Raw genomic sequence first — 17821 nt, 5'->3', positions numbered from 1 at the left:
CGCAACCGTTCCGGCCCGCCACGGCCGCCGTGCCCGCAGCGCCGGCGCCGTGATGTCCTTCGACGTTGAGGTCAAACGGATTGCCCGGGTGGGCACCAACTTCCAGCGAGTCACCTTCGCCGGCCCCTGCCTGGCCGACTTCGGCGTGCAGGGACTGACCCACGATCTGCGGATCAAGGTGATTGTGCCCTGCGTCGACGCGGACGGCACTTCCCTGCCGCTGCCGGACCTCTCCACGCTCGACGCCGGCTGGTACCAGGACTGGCTGAAGCTGGATCCGGCCACCCGCGGCTGCATGCGAACCTACACCGTCCGCGATGCCCGCTGCTCCGGGTCCGAACCGGAGATCGACGTCGACTTCGTGATGCACTTCGACGAGGACGGCAAGGGCGGACCGGCTTCCAGCTGGGCGGCTTCCGCGGAACCGGGGGACCGGGTCTGCATCATTGGACCGAACGTTGCCCAGTGCGTCACCGCCGAGTCCTACGGCGGCATCGAATGGCGTCCCGGCATGGCCCGGCACGTGCTGCTCGCCGGGGATGAAACCGCCGTACCGGCCATCACCGCGATCCTGGAGTCGCTGCCCGAAGACGTCACCGGCCACGCCCTGATGGAAATTCCGTCCAGCGGCGACCGCCAGGAGGTCAGCACCAACTCCGGCGTGCAGATGATCTGGCTGGCCCGCGGTTCCCGGCCGCACGGCGAACTGCTCGACGCCGCGGTGCGGCAGGTCGTGGCACTGCCGGGCTGGGCATCGGTGGAGACGGCCGACGGCGCACCGTTCCGCCCCAGCCCCACCCTGCGGGAACCCGAGGAAGTCAACGTGGACGAGGCCATCCTGTGGGAAACCCCGCAGCGGCTGGATCCCGCCGTGGTGGAAGCCTCGCGGAATCCGCACGCCCCGTCCGGCGCCCTTCCCTTCTATGCCTGGATTGCCGGCGAGGCCGCCGTGGTGCGCGGACTGCGCCGCTACCTGGTGCGCGACGTCGGGATCGACCGCAAGCAGGTGGCCTTTATGGGCTACTGGCGCAAGGGCCGAGCCGAGCTTTCCTAGCGAATCCGCACCTGATTTTTTATTAGACGGGCCTGCCATACGGCGGGCCCGTCCTCCTGAGAGGAAGAACCATGAAAAGAACTCCGATTGCCGCTGCGCTGGCGGTCCCTGCGGTCCTGCTGGCCCTGAGCGGCTGCGGTGCAGACGCGGGGGACAGCCCGGAGGCCGGGGCAAGCACTGCAGGGTCGGAGCACTTTCCGGTAACCATCGACTCCGCCCTGGGGCAGGCCGTGGTTGAGGAAAAGCCCGAACGCGTGGTCACCATCGGCTGGGGCTCCGCGGACACCGCCGTCGCGCTGGGCACCACGCCGGTGGGCGTCGAAGAAGTCACTTGGGGCAACGACGAACACGGCAACTACCCGTGGGTCAGCGAAGCCATCGAGCAACGCGGCGACGATTTCCCGACCACCTTCACCGGGGGACAGGACATTGACATTGATGCCATTGTTGCCTTGGAACCGGACCTGATCCTGGCCCCGAACTCCGGCATCACCCAGGAGGACTTCGATATCCTCAACGATCTCGCTCCCACAGTGGCCTACCCGGAGCAGGCCTGGAACATCAGCTGGGATGACCAGATTGCGCTCATCGGCAAGGCCCTTGGCGAACCGGAGGCAGCACAGGATGCAGTTGACGGCATCGGGCAGTCCCTGGCGGACAGCGCGGCCGAGCATCCCGAGTTTGCCGGAAAGACCTTCGCCTACGTCTGGGGCGGCGGCGCCCCGGGCTCCCTGGTGCTTTACAACGAGGGTGACGCACGCGTGGATATCCTCACCGCGCTGGGCATGGCCGTGGCCCCCGAGGTGCAGGACATTCCCTCGAGCGAGGGAAGCTTCACCTCGGACCTGGGGCTGGAGAACGCCGGCAAGCTGAACGACGTCGACGTGCTGTTCACCTGGTACAACGACGAAGCGGAGCAGCAGCGCACCGAAGAGCAGCGGCTTTTCGCGCAGATCCCCGCGGTTGAACGCGACTCCGTGGTGCGCAGCCTGGACCGCCAGGTCGGCATGGCCTCCAGCTTCCTGACGCCGTTGAGCGTTCCGTGGGTCCTGGATCGGTTCGAGCCGATGATTGAAGAAGCAGTTGCCAAGGTCGGCTAATTCGACGCCTGGCTTGGTTCCGGCGCAGGCCGGAAACCCGGGAGCGGCCGGTGCAGGTGCGCAGGCCGCTCCGCGGCGTCCGCTGCTGGGCGCCGGGCGCGGGACGGCGCTGCTGGCCGCAGGGCTGGGTATGTTGTTCCTCGCCGTCATCACCAGCCTCGCCGTCGGCGCCCACCAGCTGAGCCCGGCGGAGGTCGCGGCGTCGCTGTGGACGGAAATCAGCGGCACCGGCAGCACCTATGCCGATGACGTGGTGGCCAGCCGGATGCCGCGGACCGTCCTGGGCATGGTGGCCGGCGCCGCCCTGGCCGTGGCCGGGGTAATCATGCAGGGCCTGACCCGCAATCCGCTCGCGGATCCGGGCATCCTGGGCGTCAACGCGGGAGCCGCAGCCGCCATGGTCACGGGAATGGCGTTCTTCGGCCTCGGCGCCACGAGCGCGAATGTCTGGGTAGCCCTGCCCGGTGCCCTGCTCACCGTGCTGGTGGTGTACGGCCTCGCCTCCGGCCGGCGCGGTTCGACGCCGGTCCGGCTGGTCCTGGCCGGCACCGTGATTTCCGCGGTGCTGCTCTCCTATATCCAAGCCATTGCCCTGACCCGCCCGGATGTGTTCACCATGTACCGGTTCTGGGCAGTGGGGTCCCTGAGCGGACGGACCATGGAGCAGGCCTATGACGTCCTGCCGTTCTTCCTGGTGGGACTGGTCGCCGCCCTCGCCACCGGGCGGACCCTGAACGCCCTGGCACTGGGCGAGGAAGCCGCGGCATCGCTCGGCCTGCGGCCGCAGACCGCCAAGGTCACCGGCGCCCTGGCCGCCGCTCTCCTGTGCGCCTCGGCGACCGCCGCCGTCGGGCCCATCGGCTTTGTCGGCCTCGCAGTGCCGCACATCGTGCGCAGCTTTACCGGCCCGGACCACCGCTGGCTGCTGGTCCTGAGCGCGATTGTCGGGCCTGCCCTGCTCCTGTTTGCGGACGTTGCAGGCCGCCTCGTGGCGCAGCCCGGGGAAATGCTCACCGGCGTCATCACCGCCCTGCTGGGCGCACCGTTGCTGATCCTGGCCGTCCGCCGGATGCGGGCGGTGGCATGAGCGGCGTCCGCACCGTGCCCGGGAACCGCGTGCCGGGAACCCGCACCGTCCGCCTGGGCAAGCGCTTGAGCTTCCAGTACCGCAGGCGCAGCCTCCTGATCTGCCTCCTCCTGACCGTCGCACTGATCCTGGTGGGAGCATTCACGCTGACCGCCGGGGAGCTGGGGCTGACCTGGCGTGAGTTGTTCGGACTTGCCGTCTCGCCGCCGGAGGGAAGCGCTTCCTTTGTACTCGAACGGCTGCGCGGGCCGCGGTTCCTGACCGCGGTGGGCGCGGGTATCGCGTTCGGTGTGGCCGGCTCCCTCTTCCAGACGGTTACCCGCAACCCGCTGGGCAGCCCGGAGGTGGTTGGGTTGACCAGCGGTGCGGCTGCCGGAGCCGCCGCAACCACGCTTTGGCCGGGCTACCTGCCGGTGCCCGTCGCCGCGATCCTGGGTGGTGCCGTGGCTGTGGGACTGGTCTGGCTCAGCACCGGCCGCGGGTTCGCGCGGCCCGGGAAACTGATTGTGGCCGGCATCGGCATTTCCGCCGTAGCAACCGCCTTGACCTCGCTGGCAATGACGACCGTGGGGGAGCAGCAGGCGCAGACGCTGGCGTTCTACCTCAACGGGTCCCTGGCTTCCCGGTCCTGGTCCCATGTGGCCACGATCGCCGTCGCCCTCGTCCTCTCACTGCCCGCCGCGGCCGCGCTGCAGCGGCAGCTGAACCTGGTGTCCCTCGGCGATGACATAGCCGCCGGGCTCGGCGTCCGGGTGGTGCGTACCCGTACGATCGCCATCCTCCTGGCGGTGGTGTTGGCTGCCGCGGCTGTCAGCGTGTGCGGGCCCGTGGCGTTCGTGGCCCTGGTTGCCCCGCAGATCGCGCTGCGCCTGCTCGGGGTTTCCTCACCCGGTGTTGCTGCACCGGCGCTGGTGGGCGCGCTGGTACTGACGCTGTCCGACTTCACCGTCCAGCAGATCGACGTCGGCGCAGCCCTGCCCGTGGGCATCTTCACTGCGGCTCTGGGCAGCCTCTATCTGGGGTACCTCTTGTTCGGGGAGGCACGAAAGGGCGTGCTCTGAGCACGTGCCCTGAGCCGGACCGGCCGTGGGCCCGGGTGTTGGCGAGACCTCTGACACGGGGGTGCCGGACATGGGTCACCGGGTGTGTTGGGATTGGCCACAAAAGGGAGACCGGCGGCCTGCCGGTTTCTAGAATTAAAACCGGGCCGGATTGCCAGGCGGAGGACCGGGATGGTCCCGCAGATACGTTCCAGTCCGGCTTCAGCGCTCCAGGGAACCCGGTGAAGGCTGCCCGGGCCCGGAACGCAACGGACGGCAGAAAGTCCGGATCACGGAAGAGTCCTTGACCAACGCACACTGAGGTGATTGTTGACCGAGCACTTTTTAGACTCCGCACATTCAGAGAACTCCGATTCCTCTTCGGCCCTGCTCCGCGCACCCGCCAATGTCCGGGACCGGACCCTGGCGGGGAGGCGCCCGACGGGAGAACAGGCTCCCGAACGGAATCCCCTTGACCTCCGGATCTCCGCCGAAAGCGTGCGGGCGCGCGTGAAGGACCTGCGCACCCAGGCCGGAACGCTCCGTACCCGGGCTGAAGACCTTAGCGGCCGTGCGGCCAAGGAAGCGGGTGCCCGGGCAAAGGAACTGGGGGCCCACGCCAAAGGGCTGGGCGAACGGGCTCGAAACTGGATCCAGGAGAACGATGCCCCCAACCGGCGGACCGGCGCGCTGTCCATCGCCGCCGCCGTCGCTATCGGCGGGCTCGTCACCGGGACGGCCGAATCAGCCGAACCGGACCTGCGGATTGAACGCCAGGTTGTGGTGTCCGAGCTGCCCACAGTCCACGGCGCGGACGGCGGGGACGGCACGGACGGCGGTGCTCCCGCAGCGGAGGCTCCCGAACCGGCACCTGCGGCGGAACCGGCTGCAGCGGAACCGGCCCCCGAGCCTGCTCCGGAACCGGTTGCCGAACCGGACCCGGGACCTGTCCCTCCCGTGGACGACATGGTGGTCACGTCTCCGTTCGGCTACCGGGACAACCCGCTCGCCCCGGGCGCCCTGGAATTCCACACCGGAACGGACTTCGGCGCGGTGACCGGAACCCCGGTGAAGGCCATGCTCGGCGGCACCGTCACGGAAGCCGGCTGGCATACCACCGGCGGCGGCGGGCTGCGCGTGGTTGTTGACCACGGTGACGGACTGCAGACCACCTACAACCACCTCAACAGCATTGACGTGAGTGTGGGGCAGGCCGTGGACGCCGGCGCAGTGGTGGGTGGAGTCGGCAGCACCGGCAACTCCACCGGGCCGCATCTGCACTTCGAAGTGCTGCGCCACGGGGACTACGAAGACCCGATGGGCTGGCTGTAACCGGGCCGTCCGGAGACGGCCCGGGTCACGGGTTACGGAACCGGGTTGGTGAGGACCGCAGGGTCCTTCTTGCCGTAGGGCATCCGGATGCGCAGGGCACTGGCATCCATCTCGAACAGGATATGGGTGGCGTTGCCCAGATGGTCGCCGTCCATTTCGAAGTCCAGCGGGGACTCGGCCCACACCTCGGCGCGCTTGCACTGGTAGTACTCCACAGCGGTGCTGCTTCCCTTGCCGCGGCGCAGCAGCCCGGTCACCACGCCCACCCAGCCCAGCTTGCCCTTGGGCGCCAGGGTCAGGATGTCCAGCAGCCCGTCGTCGAGTTTGGCACCCGGGAAAATCTCCAGGCCGCCGGTGATCTTGCCGCAGTTTCCACCCATGACGCTGCGGAGACGGCGGTGGATCGGCTTGCCGCCGTCGATCGAGATGGTGGTCTTCACAGGCTTGCCGGGAAGGTTCCGGATGCCGGCGTCGACGTACGCCAGCCAGCCGATCTTGTCCTTGAGCGTGTCCTTGGTGTCCGCCATCATGCCGGCGTCGTAGCCCAGCCCCGCCATCACCAGGAAGGTGTCGCTGTCCACGGCTTCATCAACGGTGACGTGGACGACGTCGATGCGCCGCTCCGTGCCGTTGAGGGCGGCGCGGACTGCCTGCTCGGGATCATCGACCCCGATGTCCAGGTTGCGGGCCAGGAGGTTGCCGGTGCCCAGCGGCAGCAGGCCCATGGGGAAGGATGTGCCGGCCAGCTCCGCGGCGACGCAGCGCACGGTACCGTCTCCGCCGGCGGCAATCACCAGGTCGACACCGGCTTCCATGGCCTTGCGCGCCATGGAGTGCCCCGGGTCCGCTTCCTCGGTGTCGAAGAACAACGGCTCATCCCAGCCTTCGTCGGCGCAGATTTCCGCAACCCGCACCCGGACGTCAAAATCCGTCTTCTTGATGGGGTTCACAATGACGGCGGCACGGGGACGCGACTGGGTGTCTGGGCTGGTCATGGTGTCCTTATCGTAAGCATGCGAACTATGGTCCGGCTCTGAGTCTAGCCCGGTACCGGGCCAGGCTGTGGCTGGTGCGGCACCCGGCTTGGAACGGGAGTTTCTCGAGGAAGCTTGTAATCTGTGGTGGTGACTTTCAAGCAGCGATACGTGGCCCTGGGTGATTCGTTTACGGAAGGCGTGGGGGATGAGGATGAGACCCGTCCCAACGGCGTGCGCGGGTGGGCGGACCGCGTGGCCGAGCAGTTGGTGCTCGCGGACAGCTCCTGGGGGTATGCGAACCTCGCCATCCGCGGCAAGAAGCTGCACCAGGTCCTGAACGAGCAGGTGGATGCCGCCATCGCGCTGTCGCCCACGCTGGTGACCATCTATGCAGGGGGCAATGACATCCTGCGTCCCAAGGTGGATATTGACGCGATAGTTGCCGCCTACGACGCCGGGATTGCGAAGCTGTGCTCCAGCGGTGCCGCGGTGCTTGTCTTCACGGGATTCGATTCCGGCAATTCCCCGGTCTTCGGACGCACCCGCGGACGCACGGCGATCTACAACGAACTGGTCCGCGAGGCAGTGGAGAAGAACGATGCCGTGCTGGTGGACTACTGGCGCATGAAGAACCTCCAGGACGAACGGTACTGGGCCGTGGACCGCCTGCACATGTCCCCGGCCGGTCACATGCTGACCGCCAAGAAGGTGCTGGAAGTGCTCCGCGGAACGGACGCCATTAACACTCCGGAGCTGGAGGAGCTGCCTGCGCGCAACCGGGTGGAGCAGCTCCGCAAGGACGCCCAATGGGCGCGCGAATACCTGGGCCCGTGGGTGAGCCGCCGGCTCCGCGGAGTGTCTTCCGGGGACAACCTCAGCCCCCGTTATCCGGAGCTGACCCACCCGCCGCTGCCCGCTTCGTAGCGACCCGTGCGGGAAATCACATATGCGGTGATAAGTACGCTGTTTGTATACCGAAACCGGTCCCGGCCCCTGCCCTGACAAGGGAAATTACGTTCCTCGATTCGGTGGATGCACCGCAGATTTCATAAACTTGTAGGCCTGCCCGGCACCGTGTGGTGCTCGGGTGGTTGCTTCTGTCTCCAGCAGCCGACTTCGATCGAGGGAAGGCCCACATGCCGAAAGATGCACCGCCCCGCGTTTCCGGAACCCCGGATTCACCATCCACACAGGCGGCCCGCAAGACCCGCAGGTCCCCCCTGCGGCGCCGCCGACTTGAGGTGGACGACGTAAATGTCGTCGACAAGTCCATGATGAAAAAGGCTGTCGGCGGCACCGTCGTCGGCAACACCATGGAATGGTTCGACGTCGGTGTCTACGGCTACCTGGCCGTCACCATGGGTGCCGTTTTCCTGTCCGACGCCGACAAGGACGCACAGCTGCTCTTCAGCCTCGGCGTCTTCGCTGCCACCTTCATCGCCCGTCCGCTGGGCGGCGTCGTCTTCGGGCGCCTCGGCGACCGCATGGGCCGGCAGAAGACCCTGGCCATCACGCTGATCATGATGGCCGGTTCCACTTTCGTCATCGGCCTGCTGCCCAGCTACGGCACCATCGGCATCTGGGCTCCGATCCTGCTGGTGCTTATGAAGCTGCTGCAGGGCTTCTCCACCGGCGGCGAGTACGCCGGTGCCACCACCTTTGTTACCGAATACGCCTCCGACAAGCGGCGCGGCTTCCTCGCCAGCATCCTGGACCTGGGCAGCTACCTGGGCTTCGCCCTGGGTGCAGCCGTCGTCTCGGTGATGCAGCTGCTGCTCTCCGACGCCGACATGGTGGAGTGGGGCTGGCGCATCCCGTTCCTGGTCGCGGGACCGATGGGCGCCGTAGCCATCTACTTCCGGCTCAAGATCGAAGAATCCCCGGCCTTCCAGGCCACCCTGGATGCACAGGAAGCGGGCGCCAAGGCCGGCGACGAAACCGAGTCGCTGGGCACCATGGGCATTTTCCGTGCCTACTGGCGTCCGATCGTGCTGGCCATGGTCCTCGTGGCCGCCGCCAACACCGTGGGCTACGCGCTGACGTCCTACATGCCCTCCTACCTGACGGATTCCAAGGGCTACGATCCGGTCCACGGCACCATGCTGACCATCCCCGTGCTGGTTCTGATGGCCCTGTGCATTCCGCTCACCGGCAAGCTTTCCGACCGCATCGGACGCCGTCCGGTGCTGTGGATGGGTGCCGGCTCCACCATCGTCCTGGCTGTTCCGTCCTTCTGGCTGATTGACCAGGGGCCGGTTGCCACGACCCTGCTCGGCCTGGCGCTGCTGGCCATCCCGGTGACCTTCTACGTGTCCAACCTGGCCTCCGCACTGCCGGCGCTCTTCCCGACCGCCAGCCGCTACGGTGCCATGGGCATCTCCTACAACTTCGCCGTTGCCATCTTCGGCGGCACCGCGCCGCTGATCATGCAGGGCCTGATCACCCTCACGGACAACGACATGATGCCGGCCTACTGGCTGATGTTCACCTCCGTGGCCGGTGCCATTGCCGTAGGCGTTATGAAGGAATCAGCCAACCGACCGATGCCCGGGTCCATGCCGAGCGTGGACACCCATGCCGAGGCACGCGAACTGGTGGCAGGCCAGGACGAGAACCCGCGGCTCGACGTCGATTCGCTGCCGTTCGACACGCTGGGGAGCCAGCAGGCGCCCTCCGCTGCAGAGCCTGCTGACAACCGCGCAGAACCCGGCGTCAGCCGCTAACCGCAATACCGCCAGCCACAGGAGCCGGCCGGACGCCCCGCGCGTCCGGTCGGCTCCTGCCGTTTGGCACCGGTTGGAGCGCAGCCCGAACCCTGCGATCATTGAAACCTAAAGCTTTGACGAGAGGAACGCCGGGATGACTGAGAGCACCCCCCGCTGGCTAAGCGCCCCGGAACGGCAGGCCTGGCTGGCCCTATACGCCGTATCGGGCCTCCTCCCGGCCGCGCTCGACGCCGATCTGTTCCGCCGCGCGCGGATCACCCTCTTCGATTACCACGTCCTGGCCATGGTCTCCGAGGCCGAAGGCAGGTCCCTGCCGATGAGTGAGCTGGCCGCGCGCTCCAACGCTTCGCTGTCCCGGCTTTCCCATGTGGTCAAGAAACTTGAGCAGCGCGGCTGGATGTCCCGGACCCCCTCGCCTGCGGATGCCCGGGTGACGACGGCGGCACTGACGGATGAAGGCATGGCCGCCCTCGAGGGACTTGCACCGCAACATGTTGAATCCGTCCGGAAGGCGGTTTTCGACGGCCTCTCCGACGAAGACGTCGCGGATCTGGAACGGGTGGGAAAGAAGATACTCGCCCGCCTCGACCCCGGCAACGGCATTCTCGGGCCGAATCAGTCCCCGTAGCGCCAAAGTCAACTTGTTGCCCGGATGCCTGCCCTTGTTAGCGTGGATACCGAGCAAACGCACGATAACCACGGCACGATGAGAGGCACCACAGCATGCGCGTACCCCGAATCCTGACCGTAGTCCTCGCCGGCGGTGCCGGCGGACGGTTGGGCAGCTTGACGGACCACCGAGCGAAACCGGCCATCCCGGTTGCCGGGTCCTACAACCTCATCGATATTTCCCTCTCCAACCTGCACAACAGCGGCTTCGGCGATGTCTGGATTGTGGAGCAGTACAAGCCCCAGTCGCTCAATGACCAGATGGTCAGCGGGCGGCCCTGGGACCTTGACCGCACCCAGGGCGGGCTGCGGGTGCTTCCGCCGTTCCAGGGCGGCGACGGCGAAGGCTTCGCCCAGGGCAACGCGGACGCCCTGTACCGCCAGGCGGATTACATCCGCGAATTCGACCCGGACCTCGTGCTGGTGCTCAGCGCCGACCATCTCTACCGCCTGGACTACCGCGACGTCGTCGAAACCCACCAGGCAAACGGCGCGGCCCTGACCCTGGTCACCACGAAGATCAACAACAATCCGGGGGACCACGGAGTGGTCGAGGTAACCGACGGGCTGGTCACCGGATTCGAGTACAAGCCCCAGGATCCGAAGACGGACCTGGTGGCGGCGGAGATCTTCCTCTATGACACCGATGTCCTGCTGAACGCACTGGAAACCCTGGTGCAGCGGGACGGGCAGCTCGAGGACTACGGAGACCAGCTCATTCCCTACCTGGTGGAACAGGAAAAAGTCGTGGAATACCGGCTGCCGGGATACTGGCGGGACATGGGCACGCCGCGCAGTTACCACCAGGCGCACCTGGACCTGATCGAGGGCAACGGCCTGGATTTCGATGATCCGCAGTGGCCGATCCTTTCCGCCAGCCCGCGGCGGCTGCCGGCCTATGTCGGGCCGAACGGTGTCGCCGCGGAGAGCCTGCTGTCTCCCGGTGCCCGGGTCGAAGGCAGCGTCCGCCGCAGCGTTCTCAGCGCCGGCGCAGTGGTGGAGGCCGGTGCCGAAGTGGATTCCTGCGTGCTGCTGGACGGCGTGGTGGTCCGGTCCGGAGCGCGTATCGCAAACCTGATCGTGGACTCCACGACGGTGATCGGTGGAGGGCGGAAACTGGACGGGGCGGAGTTGGATCCGGAAAACGGCGTGGCCGTGGTGGGACGCGATTCGAAGGCGGACCCGCCGTCGTCGTGATACCCGGCACGCAGGTACCTCCGAGTTTGAACGAAACGCCCGTTGCCCCTAGGATAGAGAGGCGTTAAGTCGTGTGTGTGTTAACCTGTTCCGCTCCGCGCGGGCAGGGGAGTATTTGCACGGCCACCCGTATAAACCTAGAATTGAAGGCTGTCGAGCCGGGTTCTCCCGTTCGGCTGCCTGAACTTCACCGTCTTCCCCGCGGCGAGGCACTTCGGCTGGATCTCACCCCGCCAGGTTAACCTCCGGAAAGTCGCAGTAATAACGGTGTCAAAACTGGTGGCGGGACGCTCTTTATGGCAGGTGCTTAGGCGCTTCCGCCTTGTGTCTGTTTTTTGAGGACCGTCATATTTACTACAACTGGAGGAGAGATCATGGCAGCTTACTGCCAGGTAACCGGAGCCATCCCCGGCTTTGGTCACAGCATTTCGCACTCGCACCGCCGCAACAAGCGTCGGTTCGACCCGAATATTCAGAAGAAGCGCTACTGGGTTCCGTCCCTGCGCCGCAACGTGACGCTGCAGGTTTCTGCACGCGGCATCAAGACGATTGACATCCGCGGCATCGACGCTGTTGTTACCGATCTGATCGCGAAGGGTGTGAAGCTGTAGTGGCTAAGGACAAGGACGTACGTCCGATCATCAAGCTGAAGTCCACTGCGGGCACCGGCTACACCTACGTAACTCGCAAGAACCGTCGTAACGATCCGGATCGTATGGTTCTGAAGAAGTACGATCCCAAGATCCGCCAGCACGTCGATTTCCGTGAGGAGCGCTAAGAATGGCAAAGAAGTCCAAGATTGCCCGCAACGAGCAGCGCAAGGTTATTGTTGAGCGTTACGCTGCCAAGCGCCTCGAACTGAAGAAGACCCTGGTCGACGCAAACGCTACCGACGAAGCCCGCGAAGCTGCACGCCTCGGCCTGCAGAAGCTTCCGCGCAACGCTTCCCCGGTCCGCCTTCGCAACCGTGACCAGATTGACGGCCGCCCCCGCGGTACCCTCCAGAAGTTCGGTATCTCGCGTGTGCGTTTCCGCAACATGGCCCACGCAGGCGAACTGCCGGGCATCAAGAAGTCCAGCTGGTAAGCACTGCCTACCGCTTTAGAAGGACGGTCCCTCAAAGGGGCCGTCCTTCTTGCTGTTAAGCACGCTTTTGCCCCCTGGCCTCTTCAGCCGTTGCCGATGAGGAAGGGCTACCTTGCTGCCTCCTGTACAGGTGATGCTCCCTGCGGGACGGCCGGGCAGCATGCTGTACGCCGTCGCGCCGTCGCGCCGTCGCATGCCTGGACTGAACCGAGACCATTCTTTTACTTCGGACGGGCATCAGGAGGCTTCGGCTGGCCGAGTGTGCAGTAGATGCTGTCTGCGGACCGGCCAGGCAGCATTTACTGCACTATGAACGCCGGAATCCGAGGCTGTAATCACGCACGGGGCAGGGATTCCCAACCACTCGCGCTGCTGGCGCTGAAGTGGCCCCTTCTACCGTCCGGCATCACAGGGCGGAATTCCGTGACAATGGTTTGATATCCCACCCGCCCGGAGGCCGGTCCGGCGCTGATAGCGCAGATATCGGGGTTATGGCCCCCGGATAAGCCCGTTATCTGCACACCGGATGCGGGGTGGGGCCGACCGAGGCCTCGCGGTGGAGGAGTAAGACCCGCGGGGAGCCAGCTGCGTCGCCCCCCCCGGGTGCAATAAACCCCCAGCGCGAGCCGGCAGATCCACTCCCGCCCCGGATTCAGCCGGTGCAGAGGCAGGCTCCCGCGGGTGCCGGGCAACCCGCTTATCACGGGACCAGCTTCCACGCGAGTTGACTGCTTATTGAGGGCAAAAAGCCACTTTTCGGCCTGATTATCGGGAAAAATCCGCTAAATGCAGGGGTTTTTGCCGGAGTTGGGGGTCCAAGCTGGTAAGTTTTCGAACAGCGGCGGTTTCGCATCCGCGTTCCGCTCGAGTTACCCCAGAGTCCAGGAGGACATAAATTGGCTATGAACCGCAGTGAACTTGTTGCCGCAGTTGCAGAAAAGTCCGGCAACAGCCAGACCGCAGTCAACGGCGTGCTGGATGCCGTCTTCGACATCTTCGTTGATTCCGTTTCCAAGGGCGAGAAGATCACCATCCCGGGCTGGCTGGCAGTTGAGCGCACCGACCGCGCTGCACGTACGGGCCGCAACCCGCAGACCGGCGAAACCATTCAGATCCCGGCAGGCCACAGCGTCAAGCTGACCGCCGGCTCCAAGCTGAAGGCTGCCGTCTCCACCAAGAAGTAGCAGAACACCAGCGGCAACCCTGCCGCAGCATTTGAGAGGGCCGGCATCGCGAAGATGCCGGCCCTCCCGTGTTTTCAGGGGATTCCCGGGAAGCGCAGGCGAATGCCGCTGCCGCCGCACAGTCCGCAAACCCGTGACAGCCGCAACAATGATTGGCCCTATTTTTACAGCGGGTAGAGAATGGGTACTGTGCCAAAATCCGTCAAACCCCAGACCGAACGCCCCGCCGGCAGTTCGCGGCTCCCGCAGCACGGCAACGGGAGCGATCCAAGCGCAGCAGGGGAGAGCCGCAGTGCTGTTCCCGCCGTGCGCACCGGCTGGCTTGCAGCTGCCGGCGCCCTCGTCTTCATCGCCCTGGCAGCGGCCATGCTTTTCACCGGTGCCGCCGGAGCGTCGCAGCTGGGGGACCCCGGATCGCTGACCCGCTGGGCACTCCCCGCAGCGAAGGCCGTGCAGAATATTTCCATGGCTGCCGTCATCGGCTCGCTTGTTTTCGCCGTGACAATCCTGCCCAAAAGCCTGAATTTTCGACGCGCGCGGAAAAACGCGTCCGGCCGGCCTGCAGCCGCTGAGCCCGAGCATCCTGCGTTCACCCGTGCGCTGACCCTGACCTCGGTTGCCGCGGTCGTCTGGACCCTTTCCGCGCTGGCGGTGATGGTGTTCACTTACTCTGATGTTTCCGGGCTGCCGCTCGGCGCCGACTCCACTTACACGGCTGGCCTGGCGTCCTTCCTGACTGACTTTTCCACCGGGCGTGCCTGGCTGGCAGTGAGCATCATCGCGGCCGTAGTCACCGCGCTGTCCTTCGGCGTGCGGTCCCTCGGCATGCTGGCCTTCACGCTGGTCCTCGCCGTCGGCGCGCTGCTCCCCACCGCCCTGATCGGGCACTCCGCCGGGGGTGACGATCATGCCGCAGCGGTGAACTCGATCGGACTGCACCTGCTGGGCGTGTGCCTTTGGATCGGCGGAATCATTGTCCTGGCCGTCGTGTCCCGGCAGCTGGGCTCCATCACCGGCGTCGTGCTGGCCCGGTTCTCGGCCCTCGCCGGCTTCGCCTTCGCGCTGGTGTTCCTCTCCGGCGTCGTCAATGCGTCCCTGCGGATCAATTCGCTGGACCAGCTGGGGACGCCTTGGGGCGGCCTGGTCCTCACCAAAGCCGGGCTCACGCTGCTCCTGGGCGTCCTGGGGCTGATGCACCGCAACTGGATCATTCCGCGCCTCGCCGGTTCCCACCCGTCCCGTACCCCGGTGCCGGGCGGCACAGCAGTCCCCACCGGCGGGCTGTCGGCCCAGCGGGTGCTCTGGCAGCTCATTGCCGTGGAACTGGCCGTTATGGGTGCAGTGTCCGGCGTGGCCGTGGCCCTGGGCCGCACCGCGCCGCCGCGTTCCGAAGAGCTTCCCCAGGATGCCTCCCCGGCCCGTATCCTGACCGGCTACGACCTCCCGCCCGAGCTGACCCCGGAACGCTACCTCACCGAGTGGCGGCCGGACTGGCTCTGGGTTGCCGTCATCCTGACCCTGGCCACGTCCTATCTCATCGGCGCGGTGCGGCTCCGCCGCCGCGGAGATCGATGGCCGGTCCGGCGCACGGCCTGCTGGCTGGTCGGCCTGCTGGCCCTCGGCTACATCACCTGCGGCGCGCCGCAGGTTTACGGCATGGTCCTGTTCAGCACGCACATGCTGGGGCACATGGCCCTGACCATGGTGGTGCCGCTGTTCCTCGTCCTCGGAGCACCGGTCACCCTGGCGCTCAAGGCATTGACGCCCCGCACCGACGGGACCCGCGGGATCCGGGAATGGATCCTCATCGGGGTGCATTCACGTTTCTCGAAGATCATCACCAACCCGATTGTGGCCGCCGTGAACTTTGCCGGCTCCATCGTGGTCTTCTACTATTCGGACCTCTTCGGCCTGGCCCTGCGCGAGCACGTGGGGCACGAGCTGATGGTGGTGCACTTCCTGCTGACCGGCTACATCTTCATCCTGACGATGATCGGGATCGATCCGCTGCCCGGCCGCGCGCCGTACCCGCTGCGCTTGGTGATCCTGCTCGCCACCATGGCTTTCCACGCCTTCTTCGGAGTGGCGGTGATGGGCGGAACGGCACTGATCCAGGCTTCCTACTTCGGGAACATGGGCCGGGAATGGGGACTGTCGGCCCTGGCGGACCAGCAGCTGGGCGGGTCTTTGATGTGGGGCATCGGTGAAATTCCGACCCTGTTCGTGGCCATCGGGGTGGCTTATCAGTGGTCCAAGAGCGACGCCCGGGAAACCCGGCGGCTGGACCGCGCAGCGGAGCGGAATAATGACGCCGATCTGACTGCTTACAACAACATGTTTGCAAACCTGGCACAGCGTGATGCCGGGACCCCGGATCAAGGAGATCGTTAATGACTGAAACCGTGCGCGCCGGATACCGGGTGCGGGCCTCGGAGCTTGAGGGCCGCAACTGGCTGAACACCGGCGGCCGGCAGCTGAACCTCGAGGATCTCCGCGGCAAGATCGTGTTGCTGGATTTCTGGACTTTCTGCTGCATCAACTGCCTGCACGTGCTGGACGAGCTCCGGCCCCTGGAGGAAAAGTTCTCCGACGTGCTGGTCACCGTGGGAGTCCATTCCCCGAAGTTTGAACACGAAGCGGACCCGGTGGCCCTCGCCGCAGCCGTGGAGCGCTACGAAATCCACCATCCCGTACTGGATGACCCGGAGCTGCTCACCTGGCAGGCCTACACCGCCCGTGCCTGGCCTACCCTGGTGGTCCTGGACCCCGAGGGGTACATCGTGGCGCACCTGTCCGGTGAAGGGCACGCAGCGGGCCTGGAATCGCTTGTGGCCGAGCTGGTGGAGGAACACGAGGCCAAGGGGACACTGCACCGCGGCGACGGCCCCTACGTTCCGGCAGAACCCACCGCCGGGGACCTGCGGTTCCCGGGAAAGGTGACCGCGCTGCCCGGGGGCACCTTCCTGGTCGCCGATACGGGCCACCACCGCCTCGTGGAGCTGGAAGCGGACCTGACGGGCGTCCGCCGGACCATCGGCGACGGCACCAAGGGCTGGCAGGACGGCGACGCCGGGACGGCACGCTTCAACGAACCCCAGGGTGTGGCCCTGCTACCTGCCGACGTGGCCGAAAAGGCAGGGTACGACGTCGTTGTGGCGGACACGGTCAACCACCGCCTGCGCTCGGTGAACCTCGCTACCGGTGCCGTTCAGACCATCGCCGGCAACGGAGTGCAGCGGTTGCTGGACGCCGGGAACCAGACCAAGGCGGGTGCTGCATCCGCAGGATCCGGTGAAGCCGCCGCTGGGGACAATGCTCCCTCCGATTCCTCGGATCTGCTGGGCGCCGAACCGCTCAACATTTCCCTGTCCTCGCCGTGGGACCTGGTCTGGTCCTCGAAGCTGCAGCGGCTGGTCATCGCCATGGCCGGCACCCACCAGATCTTCAGCTTTGACCCGGAGACCGGGGCCGTCGCCGTCCTGGCCGGCACGGGACTGGAGGGCCTGCTCGACGGCGGTGCCTCCGCTGCCTGGTTCGCCCAGTCCTCGGGCCTGGCCGAAGACAGCGACGGCAACCTCTGGGTGGCCGACTCCGAGACGTCCGCCCTGCGCAAGCTGTTCCTGGACGGCACCGGCATCCAGGTGGAAACCGCCGTCGGCACCGGCCTGTTCGACTTTGGCTTCCGCGACGGCGCGGCCTCCCAGGCCCGGCTGCAGCACCCGTTGGGCGTAGCGGTGCTGCCGGACGGCTCCGTGGCCGTTGCGGACACCTACAACGGTGCGGTGCGGCGCTACGATCCGGTCACGGGCACCGTCTCCACCCTGGCCCGTGGACTCTCCGAGCCTTCGGACGTGCTGGTGGACAACAGTGCCGCCGAACCGCTGCTGATTGTGGTCGAGTCGAACCGGCACCAGCTGGTCCGCCTGCCCATTCCAAAGGAAGCCCAGTCCGTGGATGAAGGGGCCCGGCAGACGCAGCGGCCGAAGACTCCCGTGGAAGCCGGCCCGATGTCCCTGACGGTGCGCTTTGCCGCCCCCAAGGGCCAGAAGCTGGATGACCGCTGGGGCGATCCCACGCAGTTGAAAATCTCCGCCTCCCCGGAGGAACTGCTCGTTTCCGGCGGCGGTACGGCTACGGGGCTGACCCGTGACCTCGTGCTCTCCGACAAGGTGACGGATGGAGTACTCCACATCACCGCCCGTGCTGCCGCCTGCGACGGAGAGCCGGGCGGAGAGATCCCGGACCACGCGGCCTGCCACATGTACCAGCAGGACTGGGGCATTCCGGTAGTGCTGCAGGCCGGCGGCGAGTCCGAGCTGGTTCTGGACCTGCGCGGACTGGACTGAGCACCTCTTCCCTGACGGGGCGG

16 protein-coding genes are annotated in these 17821 nt (G+C 66.4%); 15 read left to right on the top strand and 1 reads right to left on the bottom strand.

Annotated elements, in window-relative coordinates:
- Positions 1 to 52 precede the first annotated feature (52 nt).
- The 5 genes from LJ760_RS03460 (at position 53) to LJ760_RS03440 (ending at position 5613) form a co-directional block, all read left to right on the top strand.
- Positions 53 to 1054, top strand: a complete 1002-nt coding sequence (locus LJ760_RS03460; RefSeq protein ID WP_227920904.1) for a siderophore-interacting protein — start codon at positions 53 to 55, stop codon at positions 1052 to 1054.
- Positions 1055 to 1125: 71 nt separating this feature from the next.
- Positions 1126 to 2154 carry an iron-siderophore ABC transporter substrate-binding protein gene (locus tag LJ760_RS03455; RefSeq protein ID WP_227919298.1) on the top strand — a complete coding sequence of 343 codons (1029 nt, stop codon included), beginning with the start codon at positions 1126 to 1128 and terminating at the stop codon, positions 2152 to 2154.
- A gap of 13 nt (positions 2155 to 2167) precedes the next feature.
- The gene (locus LJ760_RS03450; RefSeq protein ID WP_227919296.1) at positions 2168 to 3241 is read left to right on the top strand and encodes a FecCD family ABC transporter permease; all 1074 of its coding nucleotides are present in this window, start codon (positions 2168 to 2170) and stop codon (positions 3239 to 3241) included.
- Positions 3238 to 4302 (top strand): FecCD family ABC transporter permease, encoded by a 1065-nt coding sequence (locus LJ760_RS03445; RefSeq protein WP_227919295.1) that lies wholly within the window; start codon positions 3238 to 3240, stop codon positions 4300 to 4302. The genes LJ760_RS03450 and LJ760_RS03445 overlap by 4 nt, the downstream gene beginning before the upstream one ends.
- A gap of 309 nt (positions 4303 to 4611) precedes the next feature.
- Positions 4612 to 5613, top strand: coding sequence for a M23 family metallopeptidase (locus LJ760_RS03440; RefSeq protein ID WP_227919294.1), 1002 nt, complete (start codon positions 4612 to 4614; stop codon positions 5611 to 5613).
- A 32-nt stretch (positions 5614 to 5645) separates the two neighbouring features.
- On the opposite strand, the gene LJ760_RS03435 is transcribed toward LJ760_RS03440, so the two are convergent.
- Positions 5646 to 6608: a diacylglycerol/lipid kinase family protein gene (locus LJ760_RS03435; protein WP_227919293.1), complete on the bottom strand. Its 963-nt coding sequence runs from the start codon at positions 6606 to 6608 to the stop codon at positions 5646 to 5648.
- A gap of 129 nt (positions 6609 to 6737) precedes the next feature.
- Here LJ760_RS03435 and LJ760_RS03430 point away from each other — a divergent pair, with 129 nt between their 5' ends.
- The 10 genes from LJ760_RS03430 (at position 6738) to LJ760_RS03385 (ending at position 17798) form a co-directional block, all read left to right on the top strand.
- A complete protein-coding gene (locus LJ760_RS03430) occupies positions 6738 to 7514 on the top strand; it encodes an SGNH/GDSL hydrolase family protein (RefSeq protein ID WP_227919292.1) in 777 nt (258 codons plus the stop codon).
- A gap of 212 nt (positions 7515 to 7726) precedes the next feature.
- Positions 7727 to 9313, top strand: coding sequence for an MFS transporter (locus LJ760_RS03425; RefSeq protein ID WP_227919290.1), 1587 nt, complete (start codon positions 7727 to 7729; stop codon positions 9311 to 9313).
- Positions 9314 to 9449: 136 nt separating this feature from the next.
- The gene (locus LJ760_RS03420; protein WP_227919283.1) at positions 9450 to 9944 is read left to right on the top strand and encodes a MarR family winged helix-turn-helix transcriptional regulator; all 495 of its coding nucleotides are present in this window, start codon (positions 9450 to 9452) and stop codon (positions 9942 to 9944) included.
- Positions 9945 to 10039: 95 nt separating this feature from the next.
- Positions 10040 to 11182, top strand: coding sequence for a glucose-1-phosphate adenylyltransferase family protein (locus tag LJ760_RS03415; protein ID WP_227919281.1), 1143 nt, complete (start codon positions 10040 to 10042; stop codon positions 11180 to 11182).
- Between the two features lie 374 nt (positions 11183 to 11556).
- Positions 11557 to 11793, top strand: a complete 237-nt coding sequence (gene rpmB, locus LJ760_RS03410; protein ID WP_146360594.1) for a 50S ribosomal protein L28 — start codon at positions 11557 to 11559, stop codon at positions 11791 to 11793.
- The gene (rpmG, locus tag LJ760_RS03405; protein ID WP_227919278.1) at positions 11793 to 11960 is read left to right on the top strand and encodes a 50S ribosomal protein L33; all 168 of its coding nucleotides are present in this window, start codon (positions 11793 to 11795) and stop codon (positions 11958 to 11960) included. The genes rpmB and rpmG overlap by 1 nt, the downstream gene beginning before the upstream one ends.
- A 2-nt stretch (positions 11961 to 11962) precedes the next feature.
- The gene (gene rpsN / locus LJ760_RS03400) at positions 11963 to 12268 is read left to right on the top strand and encodes a 30S ribosomal protein S14 (RefSeq protein WP_227919276.1); all 306 of its coding nucleotides are present in this window, start codon (positions 11963 to 11965) and stop codon (positions 12266 to 12268) included.
- 896 nt (positions 12269 to 13164) lie between these two features.
- Positions 13165 to 13452 carry an HU family DNA-binding protein gene (locus tag LJ760_RS03395; protein WP_269436490.1) on the top strand — a complete coding sequence of 96 codons (288 nt, stop codon included), beginning with the start codon at positions 13165 to 13167 and terminating at the stop codon, positions 13450 to 13452.
- 180 nt (positions 13453 to 13632) lie between these two features.
- Positions 13633 to 15843, top strand: coding sequence for a cytochrome c oxidase assembly protein (locus LJ760_RS03390; protein ID WP_396127059.1), 2211 nt, complete (start codon positions 13633 to 13635; stop codon positions 15841 to 15843).
- Positions 15843 to 17798 (top strand): NHL domain-containing thioredoxin family protein, encoded by a 1956-nt coding sequence (locus tag LJ760_RS03385; protein WP_227919272.1) that lies wholly within the window; start codon positions 15843 to 15845, stop codon positions 17796 to 17798. Before LJ760_RS03390 ends, LJ760_RS03385 begins: the two co-directional genes overlap by 1 nt.
- Positions 17799 to 17821: the final 23 nt, after the last annotated feature.

Origin of the sequence: Arthrobacter sp. zg-Y895 (assembly GCF_020731025.1) — a bacterium.
Lineage (GTDB): Bacteria > Actinomycetota > Actinomycetes > Actinomycetales > Micrococcaceae > Arthrobacter_B.
This window is presented reverse-complemented; position numbering and strand designations above follow the sequence as displayed.